The organism is Arthrobacter sp. 05N428_2 (assembly GCF_056397065.1).
Genome location: NZ_JBFTMR010000005.1, coordinates 214359 through 230779, shown reverse-complemented (window position 1 = coordinate 230779; position 16421 = coordinate 214359). Strand labels below are relative to the sequence as shown.

Genomic DNA, 16421 nt, shown 5'->3' with positions numbered 1-16421 from the left:
GGTGCGGGGCGATCCGAAGCGTTCCACCCCATTGCTGACGAGGGAGTCGTTGTGACCGTAACTGCCCAGCCCACCGTGACCGCGGAGCGTGAGGCTGCTCTGCTGGCCTCCGTGCCGACAGGCCTGCTGATTGACGGACAGTGGCGTCCGGCCGTGTCCGGCAAGACCTTCGACGTCGAGGATCCCGCCACCGGCAAGGTGCTGTTGAGCATCGCCGACGCCGGTCCCGAGGACGGCGCCGCCGCCCTGGACGCGGCGGCCGCAGCGCAGGAATCCTGGGCCAAGGTCCCGCCGCGGGAGCGCGGCGAAATCCTGCGCCGCGCCTTCGACCTCGTCACCGAACGGGCCGATGACTTCGCGCTGCTGATGACCCTCGAGATGGGCAAGCCGCTGGCCGAGGCCCGCGGTGAGGTCACCTACGGTGCCGAGTTCCTGCGCTGGTTCTCCGAGGAAGCCGTCCGCGCGTTCGGCCGTTACTCGGTGTCCCCGGACGGGAAGTCCCGGCTGCTGGTGACCAAGAAGCCGGTGGGGCCGTGCCTGCTGATTACGCCATGGAACTTCCCGTTGGCGATGGCGACCCGCAAGATCGCCCCGGCCGTCGCCGCGGGCTGCACCATGGTCCTTAAGTCCGCGAACCTTACGCCGCTGACCTCGCAACTCTTTGCCGCCGTCATGTTGGAGGCAGGCCTGCCCGCCGGCGTGCTGAACGTAATCCCCACCTCCACGGCCGGCGCCACGACCGGCCCGCTGATCAAGGATGTCCGGCTCCGCAAGCTCTCCTTCACCGGTTCCACCGAGGTGGGCCGGCGTCTGCTCGCAGACGCGTCTGAGACGGTGCTGCGGACCTCGATGGAACTCGGCGGCAACGCCCCGTTCGTGGTGTTCGAGGATGCCGACATCGACGCCGCCGTGGCCGGGGCGATGCTGGCGAAGCTGCGGAACATGGGCGAGGCGTGCACCGCCGCCAACCGGTTCATCGTGCACGAGTCCGTCGCCGACGAATTCGCGGAGAAGTTCGCCGCGAAAATGGCGGAAATGACCACCGCGCGTGGAACCGAGGCCGACTCCAAACTCGGGCCCTTGATCGACGCCAAGAGCCGCGACAAGGTTCACGAACTCGTCGCCGACGCGGTTTCCGCGGGCGCGGTCGCGGTCTTGGGTGGCGCCCCCGTCGAAGGACCCGGCTACTTCTACCAGCCCACGATCCTCACCGGCGTCACCGAGGGCACCCGGATCCTGGCCGAGGAGATTTTCGGGCCCGTCGCCCCAATCACCACCTTCGACTCCGAGGACGAGGCGGTCCGGCTCGCCAACAACACCGAGTACGGCCTGGTGGCCTACGTCTTTACGAAGGACCTGAACCGGGGCATCCGGATGGGTGAACGCCTCGAAACCGGCATGCTCGGACTCAACGCCGGCGTCGTGTCCAACGCGGCGGCCCCGTTCGGCGGCGTCAAGCAGTCCGGTCTGGGACGCGAAGGCGGCCTCGAGGGCATCGAGGAATACCTCTACACCCAGTACATCGGCATCGCCGATCCGTACGCCGGCTAGCCGCGGCGCAGCCTGCGCACGGCGTCGCGGAGCCGGGGCCATGACTCCGCGGCGCCGTGCCGGGCGGTCTTCGCCGGAGCGGACACCGCCCGTAGCGGCGTCGACGCCCGGCCCCGCCAGCGGGCGATGAGCGAGGGTGGCAGCCAGGCGGCGCGCAGCCGGGTCCACCACGAAGCGTTGGCCTGCAGGGTCTCACGGACCAGTGCGATCCGGTCCGCGGGTGAGTCGTCGGTGCGAGTCCCGGCGCCGGGACGGCCATATTCTTGGTGTTCGAAGTCTCTGGTCAGCGACCCCACAGCGTCGTGGGCCGGTGCGTCCAGACCGCCGGGCTCGCCCAGCGCCGGCGACCCGCTCAGCCGCCCGGCGAAGTGCCGCGGCGTTTCGCTGTTGCGCGGCGGAACGCCGTAATCCGTGGCCAGGTCCTGCAGCTCGGCCCACGCCGGCGCCGCGCTCCCGGGGCCGGCAGCCCCGGACGCTTTTAGCCGGCGGCGGTGGATGCCTTCGCGGGCCAGTGCCGGGGTTGCCAGCAGCAGCATCATCAGGAGGAGACCGCCGACGCCGTAGAGCGCCGGGAGGTAGCGGGAGCCGGAGCCGGCCTCACCGCCGGTGCTGGGCAGCGGCACAACGGACGGCGCGGGAGTCGCGCTGGGCTTAGGATCGTTTGTGGGGACCAGCCCGTCGTTGTTCTCGTTGGTGCTGGCGCCGCTGGGCGCCGCGGGTTCGGTGGCGTAGGCCGGCACCACACCGCGGGACGGGGTCGGTTCGAAAGCCACCCAGCCGACGCCCTGGAAGTAGAGTTCCGGCCAGGCATGGGCGTCACGGGCGTCGACCGCGTACTCGGGCAGCGCCCCCCGGCCGGGAATCGACACAGTGGCGCCTGTGACGTGACCCGGCGCGTAGCCGACGGCGATCCGGCTCGGGATCCCTTCCACGCGGGCCATGACGGCCATGGCGGAGGCGAAGTGGATGCAGTAGCCGCTCTTTTGCGTCAGGAAGTCGGCCAGCACGGAAAGGCCATTGCCGTCATAGCCGCCCTGGACGGGGGACTGGAGCGAGTAGCTGAACGCCGTGGAGCGGAGGTAGGTCTGGATCGCCATCGCCTTGGCGTAGCTGGTCTTGCTGCCCGCCGTGACGCTATCGGCCGTCTGCCGCACAATCTGGGGAACGTTGGCCGGGATCCGCGTGAACGTGTCCGGAATGCCGCGCACCTGGTCCGCGGACTGCGCCAGCACCGTAGGAGTCAGCTTCGGCGCCACCGACGTCACCACGTACTGCTGGTTGCGGGAGTTCACGTCCACCCCCTTGATGCTCAGCGTGGCTGGATCCCAGCTCCACCGGCCGGTCAGGCCGCTGACTGCCTCGGGCGCGTAGGGGACCGGCAGGTACGGGCTGGTGAACTGGCCGGCGTCCACTGCCGTGACCACCTGGACCTGCTCCGCGAAGGTGGAGGCGAGTCCGGAGTCTATCCGTCCGGTGCCCGTCTGGCGGCTGGCGTCCCGGTCATCCGGTGCCCATGTATCGCCGTCGAAGCTGTCCACGGTGACGGAGCGCAGGTAGGGCGCCGCCGCCGCGTTCGTGGCGTAGGTGATCCGGCCGGTTCCGGCGGGGCTGCGCAGGCTGTTGCCCAGGCTGATCATCGGGTTCAGGCCGTTAGACGTGCCCCAGGGATTCAGCCGCGAGCCCTGGGGGAAGGTGCCCTGGTCGAATCCGGGGACCACCAGCTGGAGAAGGAGCGTGAGGGCCAGCGCCATGGCCCCGGTCACGGCGGCGCGTTTAAGCTGCCCCGGGCTCGGCGCGGTATCCGTCCGGGTCCCCGAGCCCGGGTGGAACCAGTGGCTGCAGGCCAGGATCATCAAAAAGCCAAGCGCGGCACCGGTGAAGCCCAACCAGCCGACGCTCTGCGGCTTGATCATGGCCGGTACCACCAGGATGGCCAGGATCCCGAGCCCGCTGGTCGCCGGCATGTCGAGCGGAACGCACAGGGCGTCGACCAGGATCACCAGCAGGCCCAGCACCGCGCAGATCAGCAGCACGATGCCGGCGTTCGGCGCCACCGGGGTGGTCTCGGCCAGCACGGTTTCGCTGGCCCGCCGCAGGTACCGCTGGATCTGGTCCAAGGTGTCGCCGGAGGGGATGAAACCGGCGATGCTGTGCTGCCGGAAGAAGGTGAATGTCAGGACCAGCGCCAGCGCCGCGAAGCCCCCGGCACCGACCAGAACGCCGCGCAGCCGCAGCGCCCGGAGTGCCGCCATGGTCATCGCGACGGCGATAACCGTGGTGAGCACCGCCGGGTACCACGCCCAGCCGCGCAGCACGCCGTTGAGTCCCAGCGCCGCCCCCGCCACACCCACCGTGACGGCCAGCCCCATGGCCCACGGTTCGACGCCGGCCAGGTTCGGCCGGCCGGCTCCTCCGCGCGGGTCTCCTGGAGGCCTTCCGGCGTCGGGTCCCGACGCCCCATGGGCTGTGCTGCGCTGCGGGGCCAACGTCATCGCCGGCCTCCAGCACCGCGCCGGACGTCGGCGGCGGCCGAGAGCGCCGGGGTCCCGCCCTGGTCGAAGGCTGACCAAGCGGCCGGCAGTGGCGTTGCGGCGGAGACGGCAACGGCGTGCCAACCGCCGCGGCGCAGGATTTCCAGGACCGGCCCGGCGTCAGCCGTGCGGTCGGTGACCACGAGGGCGAAAGCATTCGCGCCGAAGCCAGCCGCCGGGGCGAGAGACTGCGCCTCGGCCGGGGACAGCCGGCCCAGGATCGCGAGGATGGGTCCGCGCAGCCGGTGCGCGGACAGCTTGTCCATCAGCCGGTCGTCGAAGGGCTGCGGCCCGGCATCGGCCGACGGGCGGCGGAGTCCGGTCAGCTGGATCGCGGCGAGGCTCTCCGCGATGGACTGCAGGCCGCCTGCCCCGACATATTCGTCGGCCTCCGGCTCGGGCGCCGAGGGCGAATTCAGGAAGGCCGGCTCGCCCTCAGTATCCAGGCAGCGCAGGGCATAGTTCCGTTCGCCCAGGTGGGCGCTGATGGACATGGCGGCGGTGACGGCCCATTCAAACGTGTCGCTGCTGACCAGTTCGTACCCGTCGGCCGCGTCGGCGCCGGAGACGTAGCCGGCGCCGGAGGAGTACGCGAGGAACCGCTGGTCCAGGATGATCGTGGCTTCCGGCGTCGTGACGGATTCTTCCTGTCGCACCATGAGGGAACCGTGGCGGGCCGTCGCAGCCCAGTGCACGCGCCGCATCGGGTCGCCGTTCCGGTACTCGCGGGTCATAACGTCGTCGTCGCTGGGGTTGGCGCGGATCCGGGTGGCGGTGACGCCGTCGTGGCCGCGGGCGCCCGCCAGCCCGGTCACGGGAAGTTCGACGGCCGCTGGGGTCACGGTGAGGACGTCACCGCCGTCGATCGCGTGGCGGTGGACGGCGAGGCCGAAGGGATCGCTGAATTCGGCCATGACCGGTCCGATCAGGAACTGGCCGCGTTTTGCGCTCCGGAGCTGGTACTCGTAGCGGCTGGACCCGGCGACGGCGGTCCGCGCCGGGAAGCGGAAGACCGGGGACTGCCCGAAGCGGGAGGGGAGTTGCTCGTCCATGAGGGCATGCCCGGAGCCCGAGCCGGTGCGAGCCACCGCGAGCCGGACGGTCGTCGTGGCTAAAGTCTCGACCGGCGACGGGTTGAACTCGCGGTAGACCCGGAACCGGGGCTTGAGCAGCCTCGTCCCGGCCAGCGACAACAGTGGCAGAACCAGCAACAAGAGGGCCAGGGCCAGCAGGTCGCGGCGGCCGAGCACCTGGGCGGCCAGCAGGGACAGGACACCTGCCCCCAGCAGGCCCCAGCCGCGTGAGCTGAATATGTGCTTCGGGAACCGATCCAGCAACGCCACGGCTGCCTCAGCTCTTAACGGCCGGCGGGGCGGCCGGACTGCTGGGCGGCGGCCCTGCCGCGGCCGTTGTCCCTGGCGCCCCGGAACAGCGCTGGGGACGACTCCTGGCCAACCGGCACCTTCGCCAGGATGGCCCGGATGACGCTCTGCGGGGTCTCGCCGGTGCTGGCCGCCTTACGGTCCAGGATGATCCGGTGCGCCAGGACCGCTTCGGCGACGCTCACGACGTCGTCCGGCAGCACGAAGTCCCGGCCCTCCAGGGCGGCGGTGGCCTTGGCAGCCCGCAGCAACTGCAGCATGGAACGGGGGCTGGCGCCCAGCCGGAGCATGGCGCTCTCCCGCGTGGCGCGGCCCAGGGACACCGTATATTCCTTGATCGATTGGGACACATACACCTGCTGGACGGCGGCGATCATGGACGCGACCTCGTCCGCGGTGACGACCGCCGTGACCCGCGTCAGCGGGGACGTGGCCTGGTGTGTCTCGAGCATCTCCAGTTCGGCCTCGTGGTCGGGATAGCCCATCGAGATGCGGGCCATGAAGCGGTCGCGCTGCGCCTCCGGCAGCGGGTAGGTGCCCTCCATCTCGATCGGGTTCTGGGTCGCCACCACCATGAAAGGTTCGTCCAGTTTGTAGGATTTTCCGTCCACCGTGACCTGGTGTTCCTCCATGCATTCGAGCAGCGCCGATTGTGTCTTGGCGGAAGCGCGGTTGATCTCGTCGCCGATCACGATGTTGGCGAACACCGCGCCGGGCCGGAACTCAAACGTCCGGGACGCCTGGTTGTAGATCGAGACGCCGGTGACGTCGGAGGGCAGCAGATCCGGAGTGAACTGGATTCGGCTGACCGTGCAGTCGATGGTCCGGGCCAGGGTCTTCGCCAGCAGGGTCTTGCCCACCCCCGGGACGTCCTCAAGGAGCAAATGCCCCTGGGCGAGCAGGACCGTCAGGGCCAGCTTGGCGGCGTCGGCCTTGCCGTCGATCACGGTGTTAATGGCGCGCAGGATGCGTTCGCTGGCGGCGTGGAAGGCCTCGGCCTCCATGGGCGCGGGACCGGCCGCGGCGGACGCACGGGCATAGCCCTGCGGCTCTGGCAGCGCTTCGTCTACAGAGGTGCTTCGGTGGTAGTCCATCGGCAGCCTTTCAGCCCTGGTGCGGCCCGGGCGGAGCGGCAACCTATGCCCGGACCCGCATCTGGTTCACGCCTGTCTTTGCTATCAGCGTACTAACACAACTGACGAAGCATATAGAGAGTTCCGGGTAATTCTGCGCCCGGGCCGCCGCTAGGCTAAAAGGATGTGCAATCCGCTGACTCCCGCTCCTTTCCGCGCAATCGGCAGCGGGGAGGCCGGGAGCGCTTCGTCCGGCCGAAAGCCGTATCCGCCGGCGCCGGAGCCACTGCCCGTCCCGGTCATGGACAACCACACCCACCTGGACTTTCCGGATGCTGATTTTTCCAAGGGGGCCCCGGCGGTCAGCATCCAGGACGCCCTGGACGCCGCCGAGGCCGTGGGGGTCCAGGGCGCGATCCAGGTGGGATGCGATCTTGAGTCGTCGCGTTTCACCGTGCGGGCTGTCGAGCAGGATGCCCGGTTGCTGGGCGCGGTCGCACTGCACCCCAACGACGCCCCCGCTTATGCAGCCCGGGGGGAGCTGGAGGACGCGCTGGCGGAGATCGAAGCACTCGCAGCCCACCCGCGGATCCGAGCCATCGGCGAGACCGGCCTGGACTTCTTCCGCACCGAGGGGGAGGGGCTGGCCCACCAGCGGTACTCCTTCCGCCGCCACATAGACATCGCCAAGCGGCTCGGCCTGACGCTGCAGATCCATGACCGCGACGCGCACGACGACGTGGTGCAGGTCCTCCGCGAGGAGGGCGCCCCGGAGCGGGTGGTCTTCCACTGCTTCTCCGGCGGCGAGGAACTCGCCCGGACGTGCAATGAGGAGGGCTGGTTCATGTCCTTCGCCGGGACCGTGACCTTCAAGAACGCGGTCAACTTGCGTGCGGCCCTGGCCATTGCCGAGCCCGGACGGCTCCTCGTCGAGACGGACGCCCCGTTCCTTACCCCGCACCCGCACCGGGGCAGGCCGAACGCCAGCTACATGGTTCCGTACACGGTCCGTGCCATGGCGGAATTGACAGGCCGGGAGCTCTCCGAGCTGTGCGCCCGGTTGGCCGAAAACACGGTGCAGGCCTACGGAACCTGGGACTAAAAACGTCCTCCGCCGCCACTCTGAAAACATACCGGGTATGCACAAAATCTTGGTTGGTTTATAACGCTACGGTTACAGTGGTCAACTATTAGCCGGGGTCGGGGAAGGCCTACGGATAATTTCACTCCCTTCGGGCGCACCGCGGTAAAGAAACCACGTGTGCGCTCTCGCTTGGAAGTGTGGCGGTGCCCGCGTTTTCCGCAAACATCCGGACCTGTTCCGGAACTGCCCCTGGGGTGTTTGCGCCGGGGAAACGTGAGCGCTTTTCCCCGTGCCCGGATGGTCCAACAGATATGGGCAATCGTGGTCAAGTTCTTCACATCGGACGGCAAGGTCAGCGTCGTCAAAGTCGGCGCCCAACTCGTGGTGCTTGTGGCACTCGTACTCGGGCTCGTCGCCTTCGTTGGCAACAACAAGACGGTCACCCTCAACGTCGACGGGAAAGTGAGCTCCGTCCAGACGTTCGGCGGGACCGTCGGCCAGGTGGTCCGGGCCGCCAAGGTGGAACTGCAGTCTGCGGACAAGGTCTCACCCTCGGCCGACTCCCATGTGCAGGACGGTTCCGTCATCAACGTGAACCTTGCCAAAGCTGTCAAGGTCAGCGTGGACGGCGCGGAGCGTACCATCAACACCACGGCGCCCACCGTCGAACGGCTGGTCAGCGAGCTCGGCGTCGCCAGCGCTTCGGAAGTTTCCGCCCCGAAGGACGCGCAGCTCGCGGTTTCCGGCTCCTTCGTCAGCATCTCGACGCCGAAGGCCGTGACCATCGTCGCGGACGGCAACGCCACCCAGACCACCACGACGACGGCCACCGTGGGGCAGCTGCTCGCGGACGCCGGCATCAAGCTTGGCGCCAGCGACCGCATCTCCCAGCCCGACAACGCCCACGTCGTCAACGACATGGTCGTCAAGGTCTCACGGGTCGACACCACCAAGACCGCGGACGCCACTGAGGATGTCCCGTTCGAAACCCTCACCACTGAAGACGCGACCATGCTCAAGGGTGAGAAGACGGTCACCCAGGCCGGCACTGCCGGCAGCATGAGCAAGAGCTTCAAGCTGGTCCTCGTTGACGGCCGTGAGGCCTCCCGGACCCTGGTCTCGCAGAGCGTCACCGTCCAGCCCGTGACCCAGAAGGTCTCCGTCGGCACCAAGGAGAAGCCCAAGGCCGAGGCGGCGGCTGCCGCCAACACCGGCGCCGCTGCCCCGGCGATGATGAACGAAGCGATGTGGGACAAGATCGCCCAGTGCGAGTCCGGCGGCAACTGGGCCATCAACTCCGGGAACGGCTACTACGGCGGCCTGCAGTTCGATGTCTCCTCCTGGCTGGCCAACGGTGGCGGCGCGTACGCGCCCAACGCAGCTGCGGCCAGCAAGGCTCAGCAGATCGCGGTAGCCAACGCGTACTACGCCAAAGCAGGCCTGCGCCCTTGGGGCTGCGGCTGGGCGGCGTCCAGCTAACTGCAGGCACGCCCCGCGGCGCCTGACCTGCGCCTCGTGGCCCGTTCGAAGGCCGGCCCCTGAACCCTCGGGTTCTCGGGGCCGGCCTTCGTCGTTGTTGCTGCGGGATAGGATACCTAGGTGACTGAACCGACCCCCTCCGCCGCCGTCGAGCCTTCCGGAAAGACGCCCTCGGACGCCCCGGCGCAGCTCCTGGGCGCCTCCGACATCCGCCGGCTGGCCGAGGAGATCGGTATGCGCCCCACCAAGACCCTGGGCCAGAATTTCGTCATCGACGGCAACACCATCCGGCGCATCGTCGGCGTCGCGGATATTGGCGCGGAGGAGACGGTCCTCGAGGTCGGCCCGGGGCTGGGGTCACTGACCCTGGGCCTGCTGGACGCCGCCAGGGCCGTGGTCGCCGTCGAAATTGATCCGGTCCTGGCCGCCAAGCTCCCCGACACCGTCGGCCGGTGGCGCCCCGACGCCGTGGAGAACTTCCACCTTGTCCTCGCCGACGCGATGAAGGTCACCGAGCTGCCGGTGCAGCCCACCGCGCTGGTGGCCAATCTTCCCTACAACGTGGCTGTCCCCGTCGTGCTGCACCTGCTCCAGCACTTCCCGAGCCTGCGGCACGGCCTGGTCATGGTGCAGGACGAGGTCGCGGACCGGCTCGCGGCGCCCCCGGGCTCCAAAACCTACGGCGTGCCGTCGGTCAAGGCAGCCTGGTACAGCGGCATGCGCAAGGCCGGCGTCATCGGCATGAACGTGTTCTGGCCGGCGCCCAAGATCCATTCCGGGCTGGTTGCCTTCACCCGCCGGGAACCGCCCGCCACCACCGCCACCCGGGAACAAGTCTTCGCCGTGATCGACGCGGCCTTCGCCCAGCGGCGCAAGACCCTCCGGGCCGCACTGGCGGGCTGGGCCGGCAGCGCCGCCGAAGCGGAACGCTGCCTCCGGGCCGCCGGCGTCGACCCCACCGCCCGGGGCGAGGTGCTTGACATCGCCGCCTTCGCCCGGATCGCCGAAGCACAAGCCCAGCCCGTCTCCTGACCTCAGGGGCCGCCGCAGTGGTCCGCCGGGAACGCCGGTGGCTGCCGCGTGGACTCGCCGGACGGTCTTCCGGACTTGACGCTGCTGCTTGGAGCCGCGGCCTGCCATGCCATAGCGTGGAGCCATGAACGCAGTGAGAGGGCGCTTTTCCGCGAGGACCGTCCGGGTCAAGGCACCCGGCAAAGTCAACGTCTCACTGGATGTCGGGCCGCTGCGCGCCGACGGGTACCACCCGGTGGCCAGCGTCTACCTGGCGGTGTCGCTCTACGAAGAGGTCGCGGCCACCAGCACGGACACCGGCGAAATTACGGTCGGCCTCAGCCCTGCCAGCACCCTCGACCTCGACGACGTCGACATCCCGCTCGACGAACGCAACCTCGCGTACAAGGCCGCGGCCATCATGAGGGACGTCTCGGAGCATTCCACCGGCGTCCACCTGGAAATTACCAAGCGCGTCCCGGTCGCCGGGGGCATGGGCGGCGGCTCGGCCGACGCCGCGGCCACCCTGCTGGCCTGCGACGCGCTGTGGAACAGCGGGCTCTCACGCGACGAACTCGCCCACCTGGCGGCCGAACTCGGCGCTGACGTGCCGTTCTCCCTGCTGGGAGGCACCGCCGTCGGACTCGGTGTGGGCGACGACCTGTCTCCGGCGCTGGTCAAGGCCCAGACTGACTGGGTGCTGGTCACGGCGGACTTCGGCCTGAGCACCCCGGAGGTCTTCCGCACCCTCGACCGGCTGCGCGCCGCAGAGGGGGCGCAGATCGAGGCGCCCACCGAGGTGGACCCGCGGGTCCTCGCTGCACTCCGCGGCGGCGACGCCGACGCGCTCAGCAGGGTCCTCGTCAACGACCTGCAGCGGGCCTCCATTGAGCTGGCGCCCGGACTCCGCGATGTGCTGGGGCTGGGCGAATCCTGCGGCGCGATTGCCGGGATCGTCTCCGGATCGGGGCCGACCGTGGCGCTGCTGGCCCACAGCCCGGCCGCCGCCGAGGGCCTTGCCGCGGACCTGCGGCACCACGGCCTCGACGCCATGGCGGTGCACGGCCCCGTGCACGGCGCCCGCATCATCTCCGATACGCTCCTTTAGGGGCGCGGACCGGATCCACCCCGGACATACCCGGCCCGAAGCGCCTTTGGCTCCACCATTTCACCTAGGAAAGCAGTTCCCCGTGGCACACCTTCTCGGCGGCGAAAACCTCACCGTTTCGTACGCGACGCGCACCGTCCTGGACGGCATCACCCTCGGCCTTGAAGAGGGCGACCGGATCGGCATGGTGGGCCGCAACGGCGACGGCAAATCCACGCTGATGCGCCTGCTGGCCATGCGCTCCACCCCGGACTCGGGCCGGGTGACGAAGCGCAGCGACGTCAACATCGGCTACCTGGACCAGAGCGACGTCCTGGACGGCGACCTCACCGTCGGCGCCGCCATCGTCGGGGACCAGGCCGACTACGAATGGGCCCGCAATCCGAAGATCCGTGAAGTCATGGGCGGACTGGTGTCCGACGTCGACTGGCACGCCAACGTGCATGCGCTCTCCGGCGGCCAAAAGCGACGCGTCGCGCTGGCCAAGCTGCTGATCGAAGACCACGACGTGATCATGCTCGACGAGCCGACCAACCACCTCGACGTCGAGGGCGTCGCGTGGCTGTCCCGGCACCTGAAGACCCGCTGGCGGCCCAACCAGGGCGCCTTTCTGGTGGTCACCCACGACCGCTGGTTCCTCGACGAAGTGTGCAACAAGACCTGGGAAATCCATGACGGCATCATGGACCCGTTCGACGGCGGCTACGCGGCCTACGTCCTGGCCCGCGCCGAGCGTGACCGTGCGGCGTCGGTGACCGAAGGCAAGCGCCAGCAACTCGTGAAGAAGGAATTGGCCTGGCTGCGCCGCGGCGCCCCGGCCCGGACGGCCAAGCCGAAGTTCCGGATCGAGGCTGCCAACGCGCTGATCGCCGACGTCCCGGAGCCGCGCGACTCGACGGCGTTGAGCAAGATGGCGACGGCGCGTCTCGGCAAGGACGTGCTGGACCTGGAAAACGTTTCGCTCGATTTCCGGGGCGGCGAGCCCGGCCAGAAGCTGTTCGACAACATCACGCTCCGGCTCGCCCCGGGCGAGCGGCTCGGTCTCGTCGGGGTCAACGGTGCCGGGAAGACCACGCTGTTGAAGCTGCTCAACGGCGAGATTGAGCCCAGCGCCGGCAAGGTCAAGCGCGGCAAAACCGTGGTCACCGCGGTGCTCACCCAGGAGGTCAAGGAGCTCGACGACGTCTCGGACCTGCGCGTGATCGAAGTGATCGAGCGCGAAAAGCGTTCCTTCAACGTCGGCGGCAAGGAATTCACGGCGGGCCAGCTCGTGGAGCAGCTTGGGTTTACGAACGAGAAGCAGTGGACCCCGGTCAAGGATCTGTCCGGTGGCGAGCGCCGCAGGCTTCAGCTGCTGCGCCTGCTCGTGGGGGAGCCCAACGTGCTGATGCTCGACGAACCGACCAACGACCTTGACACGGACACCCTTGCCGCGGTCGAAGACGTGCTCGACGGCTGGCCGGGCACGCTCGTCGTCGTCAGCCACGACCGCTACCTGCTCGAACGCGTCACCGACCACCAGATGGCCTTGCTGGGCGACGGCAAGATCCGTGCCCTCCCGCGCGGCGTGGACCAGTACCTGGAACTGCGCGAAGCGGCACTGGCCGGTTCAACCATCACCGGCGGCGGAAACCCGGTCACCGGGCCGAGCGGAAGCTCTGCACCCGCCGCCTCCGGCTCCTCGGAAGCCGAAAAGCGCGATGCCCGGAAGGCCAAGAATCGGATCGACCGCCAGTTGGGCAAACTCCAGCAGCAGGAGGACAAGATCCACGCCCAGATGACTGCCGGGGCCGGCGACGCTTCCAAGTTCGATGAGCTTGCCGGCCTTAACGCGAAGCTCCAGCAGCTCGCCGCAGAACGTGAAGCCCTCGAGCTCGAGTGGCTTGAGGCCTTGGAGGTTCTCGGCGAGTAGACCAACTCCCGGCTGCCCCGGGTGATGGACATACCCGCTGCTTGACTCCACGAATGGGCATGTTCTCTGGCGGCGACATTCATACGCGGGCATGCCCTTCGTCCACGTCCAGGATTGGGCATGTTGGCAGGATGTCCATTGGTCACAGCCAGGGGAGGGCATGTCCGAGGAGGCTGTGGGGCGCGGACTTAGCCGACGGGGGCAGGTTGTGCCTGACGCTGTCGGCTCGGGCTAGGGAGCGTGCCGTCCGTGCGGCCCCAGAAATGGGCATGCCCTTCGTGGTCCGCACTCTCCCCCGGGCATGCCCTTCGTTCACGTCCAGGAATGGGCATGTTGGCAGGATGTCCATTGGTCACAGCCAGGGGAGGGCATGTCCGAGGAGGCTGTGGGGCGCGGACTTAGCCGACGGGGGCAGGTTGTGCCTGACGCTGCCGGCTCAGGCTAGGGAGCGTGCCGTCCGTGCCGCCCCAGGAATGGGCATGCCCTTTGTGGTCCGCACTCTCCCGCGGGCATGCCCGATCTTCCCACCCAGGAATGGGCATGTTGGCCTCATGTCCATCGGCCGCCACCAGGAATGGACATGTCCCAGACAGTCCGGCGGCGAGCAGGCGGAGGATGGCCGTTTCGCGGCGCCGACTGACCGCCGGGATTAGGCGACGGACTAGTCCTCGACGCGGAGTTCGGGTTCCTTGCGCAGACCCGTGAGGCCGTTCCAGGCGAGGTTCACCAGGTGCGCGGCGACTTCGCGTTTGTCCGGGGTCCGGCTGTCCTGCCACCATTGGCCGGTCATCGCGACCATGCCCACCAGCATCTGGGCGTACATGGCGCCGTCCGCGGAGCTGAAGCCGCGGCGGGCAAATTCGTCGGCCAGAATGTACTCGACCCGCACCGTCACCTGCGACAGCAGCGAGGAGAATGCTCCCTCGGGCTGTGATGGCGGCGCATCGCGCATCAGGATGCGGAAGCCTTCGGTCCGGTCCTCGATGTAGCCCAGCAGGGCCAGCGCCGCCCGCTCGACCAGGACGCGGGGCTTGGCCTCCGCGGAGAGAGCATCGTTGATGGAACCGAGCAGGATCCGGAATTCGTGCTCCACGACCTGTGTGTAAAGGCCCTCTTTGGACCCGAAGTGCTCGTAGATCACCGGCTTGGAAACGCCCGCGGCGGCCGCGATCTCGTCTATGGTGGTGCCGTCCAGGCCGCGGAGCGCGAAGAGGGCGCGACCGACGCCGATCAGCTGGACACGGCGCTGGGGACCGGTCATGCGGGACCTGGGAATGTGGCCGGGGGACCGTACCGGCCTGCCGGTGCCGGGGTCCGCCCCTCCGGACACGCCTGCGCTCTTGCTCACATGACCATCATGCCTTACGGCTGCGCCCGCCCCGCTCCGGCATCAAGTCGCACGATTAACATCCTTCGTGGCAGAATTGTCTCTTGTGTCTCCGGCTCGACGCCTGGGCACGGTCCGCTCTGGTGTAATGGCAGCACCCCGGCCTTTGGAGCCGTGGAGTATAGGTTCGAGTCCTATGGGCGGAACTGCCTCGGGTAGTCGGCGACCGGACTAACCGGCCCGCCGGCTGTTGATCCGGCCGGACGAGGGCGCCCGGCGGCCGAGGAACCGGCCAGCCGGGCGGCGGCCGGCGCTAGTCCAGTAGGATATAGACAATGCCGAGGCCGGAACGTGGTCCGGCACGGCCGCGCGCAGCCGGCATCGAGGTAGACCACCTGGCTGTCGTCCACGGGTCGGCCGAGATCGACCGAGCAGCGGCACTGAGTCAGGCCACTGAGCAAGGAGAGCCCGTACGTGAGCCCCGAGAACACCGGCCCCGCCGCCGTCATTGTCCTAGCAGCAGGTGCCGGTACCCGGATGAAGTCCCGTACCCCCAAGATCCTCCACGAAATCGGCGGCCGCTCCCTGGTCGGACACGCACTGAACGCCGCCCGCGCCCTCCGGCCGCACGAGTTGGCCCTCGTGGTCCGGCACGAACGCGACCAGGTCGCCGCGCACATCGCCGCACTGGATCCGCAGGCGCTGATTGTCGACCAGGACGACGTGCCCGGCACCGGCCGCGCCGTCGAAGCCGCCCTGGACGCCCTGGATGCCCGCCACCCCGAGGGACCGCTGAACGGAACCGTCGTCGTCACCTACGGCGATGTTCCGCTGCTCACCGGCGAACTGCTTTCCGAACTGGTCGCCGCCCACGAAGCGGACGGCAACGCCGTCACCGTCCTCACCGCCGTGCTCAACGATGCGACCGGGTACGGCCGCATCCTCCGAGCCGGGGACGGCACCGTCACCGGTATCCGGGAACACAAGGACGCCAGCGACGCGGAACGCGACATTCGGGAAATCAACTCCGGGATCTACGCCTTCGACGCCGCCGTGCTGAGGGACTCCCTGGCCCACGTCACCACCGACAATGCACAGGGCGAAAAATACCTCACTGACGTCCTGGCCCTGGCCCGCGCCGCCGGCGGCCGGGTCGCCGCCGTCGTGACCGAGGACCGCTGGCAGGTCGAAGGCGCCAACGACCGCGTCCAGCTGTCGGCCCTCGGCGCTGAGCACAACCGCCGCACCGTCGAGGCCTGGATGCGTGCCGGCGTCACCGTTATCGATCCCGCAACCACCTGGATCGACGCGACCGTGACCCTCGACGAGGACGTCCGGCTGCTGCCCAACACGCAACTGCACGGGGCCACCACCGTGGCGCGCGACGCCGTCGTCGGACCCGACACCACCCTGACCGATGTCCAGGTGGGGGAGGGCGCCACCGTGATCCGCACCCACGGATCCGGGTCGCGCATCGGTGCCCGGTCCAGTGTGGGACCGTTCACGTACCTGCGACCGGGGACCGTTCTGGGCGAAACCGGCAAGATCGGCGCCTTCTACGAGACCAAGAACGTCACGATCGGCCGCGGCTCGAAGCTCTCCCATCTCGGCTATGCCGGCGACGCGGAGATCGGCGAGGACACCAACATCGGCTGCGGCAACATCACGGCCAACTACGACGGCGTGAAGAAGCACCGCACCAAGATCGGCTCCGGCGTCCGCACCGGCTCCAACACGGTTTTCGTGGCTCCGGTCAACGTCGGCGATGGTGCCTACAGCGGGGCCGGTGCAGTGATCCGCAGCGACGTCCCGGCCGGCGCCCTGGTCGTCTCCCTGGCCAAGCAGCGGAACTCCGAAGGCTGGGTCGCGGCGAACCGTCCGGGCTCCATCTCCGCCACGCTGGCCGAGGCCGCAGCCCCCACATCCTCCACTCCACCGGCAACAACAGAAGAGGGCTAGCAAA

The 16421-nt window shown here is 68.9% G+C and carries 11 protein-coding genes and 1 tRNA gene; 8 read left to right on the top strand and 4 right to left on the bottom strand.

Features of this window, described 5'->3' with window-relative positions; genetic code table 11:
• Positions 1–51: 51 nt before the first annotated feature.
• Positions 52–1551 carry an NAD-dependent succinate-semialdehyde dehydrogenase gene (locus AC1DGI_RS07705; RefSeq protein WP_441400859.1) on the top strand — a complete coding sequence of 500 codons (1500 nt, stop codon included), beginning with the start codon at positions 52–54 and terminating at the stop codon, positions 1549–1551.
• Here AC1DGI_RS07705 and AC1DGI_RS07700 read toward each other — a convergent pair.
• Genes AC1DGI_RS07700 through AC1DGI_RS07690 form a run of 3 tightly spaced genes read right to left on the bottom strand, consistent with a single transcriptional unit; the run spans position 1548 to position 6558 of the window.
• The gene (locus AC1DGI_RS07700; protein ID WP_441400861.1) at positions 1548–4043 is read right to left on the bottom strand and encodes a transglutaminase TgpA family protein; all 2496 of its coding nucleotides are present in this window, start codon (positions 4041–4043) and stop codon (positions 1548–1550) included. The genes AC1DGI_RS07705 and AC1DGI_RS07700 overlap by 4 nt on opposite strands.
• Positions 4040–5425, bottom strand: coding sequence for a DUF58 domain-containing protein (locus AC1DGI_RS07695; protein ID WP_476898347.1), 1386 nt, complete (start codon positions 5423–5425; stop codon positions 4040–4042). The genes AC1DGI_RS07700 and AC1DGI_RS07695 overlap by 4 nt, the downstream gene beginning before the upstream one ends.
• Before the next feature lie 14 nt (positions 5426–5439).
• Positions 5440–6558, bottom strand: coding sequence for an AAA family ATPase (locus tag AC1DGI_RS07690; protein ID WP_441400864.1), 1119 nt, complete (start codon positions 6556–6558; stop codon positions 5440–5442).
• 163 nt (positions 6559–6721) lie between these two features.
• On the opposite strand from AC1DGI_RS07690, the gene AC1DGI_RS07685 reads away from it, so the two are divergent.
• The 5 genes from AC1DGI_RS07685 (at position 6722) to AC1DGI_RS07665 (ending at position 13131) form a co-directional block, all read left to right on the top strand.
• Positions 6722–7639, top strand: coding sequence for a TatD family hydrolase (locus AC1DGI_RS07685; protein ID WP_476898346.1), 918 nt, complete (start codon positions 6722–6724; stop codon positions 7637–7639).
• 279 nt (positions 7640–7918) lie between these two features.
• A complete protein-coding gene (locus AC1DGI_RS07680) occupies positions 7919–9100 on the top strand; it encodes a ubiquitin-like domain-containing protein (RefSeq protein ID WP_441402481.1) in 1182 nt (393 codons plus the stop codon).
• A 192-nt stretch (positions 9101–9292) separates the two neighbouring features.
• On the top strand, positions 9293–10132 hold the full coding sequence (gene rsmA / locus AC1DGI_RS07675; RefSeq protein WP_441402484.1) for a 16S rRNA (adenine(1518)-N(6)/adenine(1519)-N(6))-dimethyltransferase RsmA: 840 nt from the start codon (positions 9293–9295) through the stop codon (positions 10130–10132).
• A 124-nt stretch (positions 10133–10256) separates the two neighbouring features.
• Positions 10257–11219 (top strand): 4-(cytidine 5'-diphospho)-2-C-methyl-D-erythritol kinase, encoded by a 963-nt coding sequence (locus AC1DGI_RS07670; protein ID WP_441402482.1) that lies wholly within the window; start codon positions 10257–10259, stop codon positions 11217–11219.
• 82 nt (positions 11220–11301) lie between these two features.
• Complete coding sequence (locus AC1DGI_RS07665; protein ID WP_476898345.1) at positions 11302–13131, top strand: ABC-F family ATP-binding cassette domain-containing protein; 1830 nt, start codon at positions 11302–11304, stop codon at positions 13129–13131.
• 661 nt (positions 13132–13792) lie between these two features.
• On the opposite strand, the gene AC1DGI_RS07660 is transcribed toward AC1DGI_RS07665, so the two are convergent.
• Positions 13793–14392 (bottom strand): TetR/AcrR family transcriptional regulator, encoded by a 600-nt coding sequence (locus AC1DGI_RS07660; RefSeq protein WP_441401920.1) that lies wholly within the window; start codon positions 14390–14392, stop codon positions 13793–13795.
• Positions 14393–14592: 200 nt separating this feature from the next.
• Between AC1DGI_RS07660 and AC1DGI_RS07655 the strand changes: the two genes are divergently transcribed.
• Together AC1DGI_RS07655 and glmU are read left to right on the top strand one after the other, a co-directional pair.
• Positions 14593–14664 (top strand) — tRNA-Gln (locus AC1DGI_RS07655).
• Between the two features lie 268 nt (positions 14665–14932).
• Positions 14933–16417 (top strand): bifunctional UDP-N-acetylglucosamine diphosphorylase/glucosamine-1-phosphate N-acetyltransferase GlmU, encoded by a 1485-nt coding sequence (gene glmU, locus AC1DGI_RS07650; protein WP_476898344.1) that lies wholly within the window; start codon positions 14933–14935, stop codon positions 16415–16417.
• Positions 16418–16421 lie beyond the last annotated feature (4 nt).

Excerpts from the sequence above, each read along its gene's own strand:
- AC1DGI_RS07700 (WP_441400861.1), bottom strand. The coding sequence starts at position 4,043 with ATGACGTTGGCCCCGCAGCGCAGCACAGCCCATGGGGCGTCGGGACCC.
- AC1DGI_RS07690 (WP_441400864.1), bottom strand. The coding sequence starts at position 6,558 with ATGGACTACCACCGAAGCACCTCTGTAGACGAAGCGCTGCCAGAGCCG.
- AC1DGI_RS07685 (WP_476898346.1), top strand. The coding sequence starts at position 6,722 with ATGTGCAATCCGCTGACTCCCGCTCCTTTCCGCGCAATCGGCAGCGGG.
- AC1DGI_RS07680 (WP_441402481.1), top strand. The coding sequence starts at position 7,919 with ATGGTCCAACAGATATGGGCAATCGTGGTCAAGTTCTTCACATCGGAC.
- AC1DGI_RS07670 (WP_441402482.1), top strand. The coding sequence starts at position 10,257 with ATGAACGCAGTGAGAGGGCGCTTTTCCGCGAGGACCGTCCGGGTCAAG.
- AC1DGI_RS07660 (WP_441401920.1), bottom strand. The coding sequence starts at position 14,392 with ATGACCGGTCCCCAGCGCCGTGTCCAGCTGATCGGCGTCGGTCGCGCC.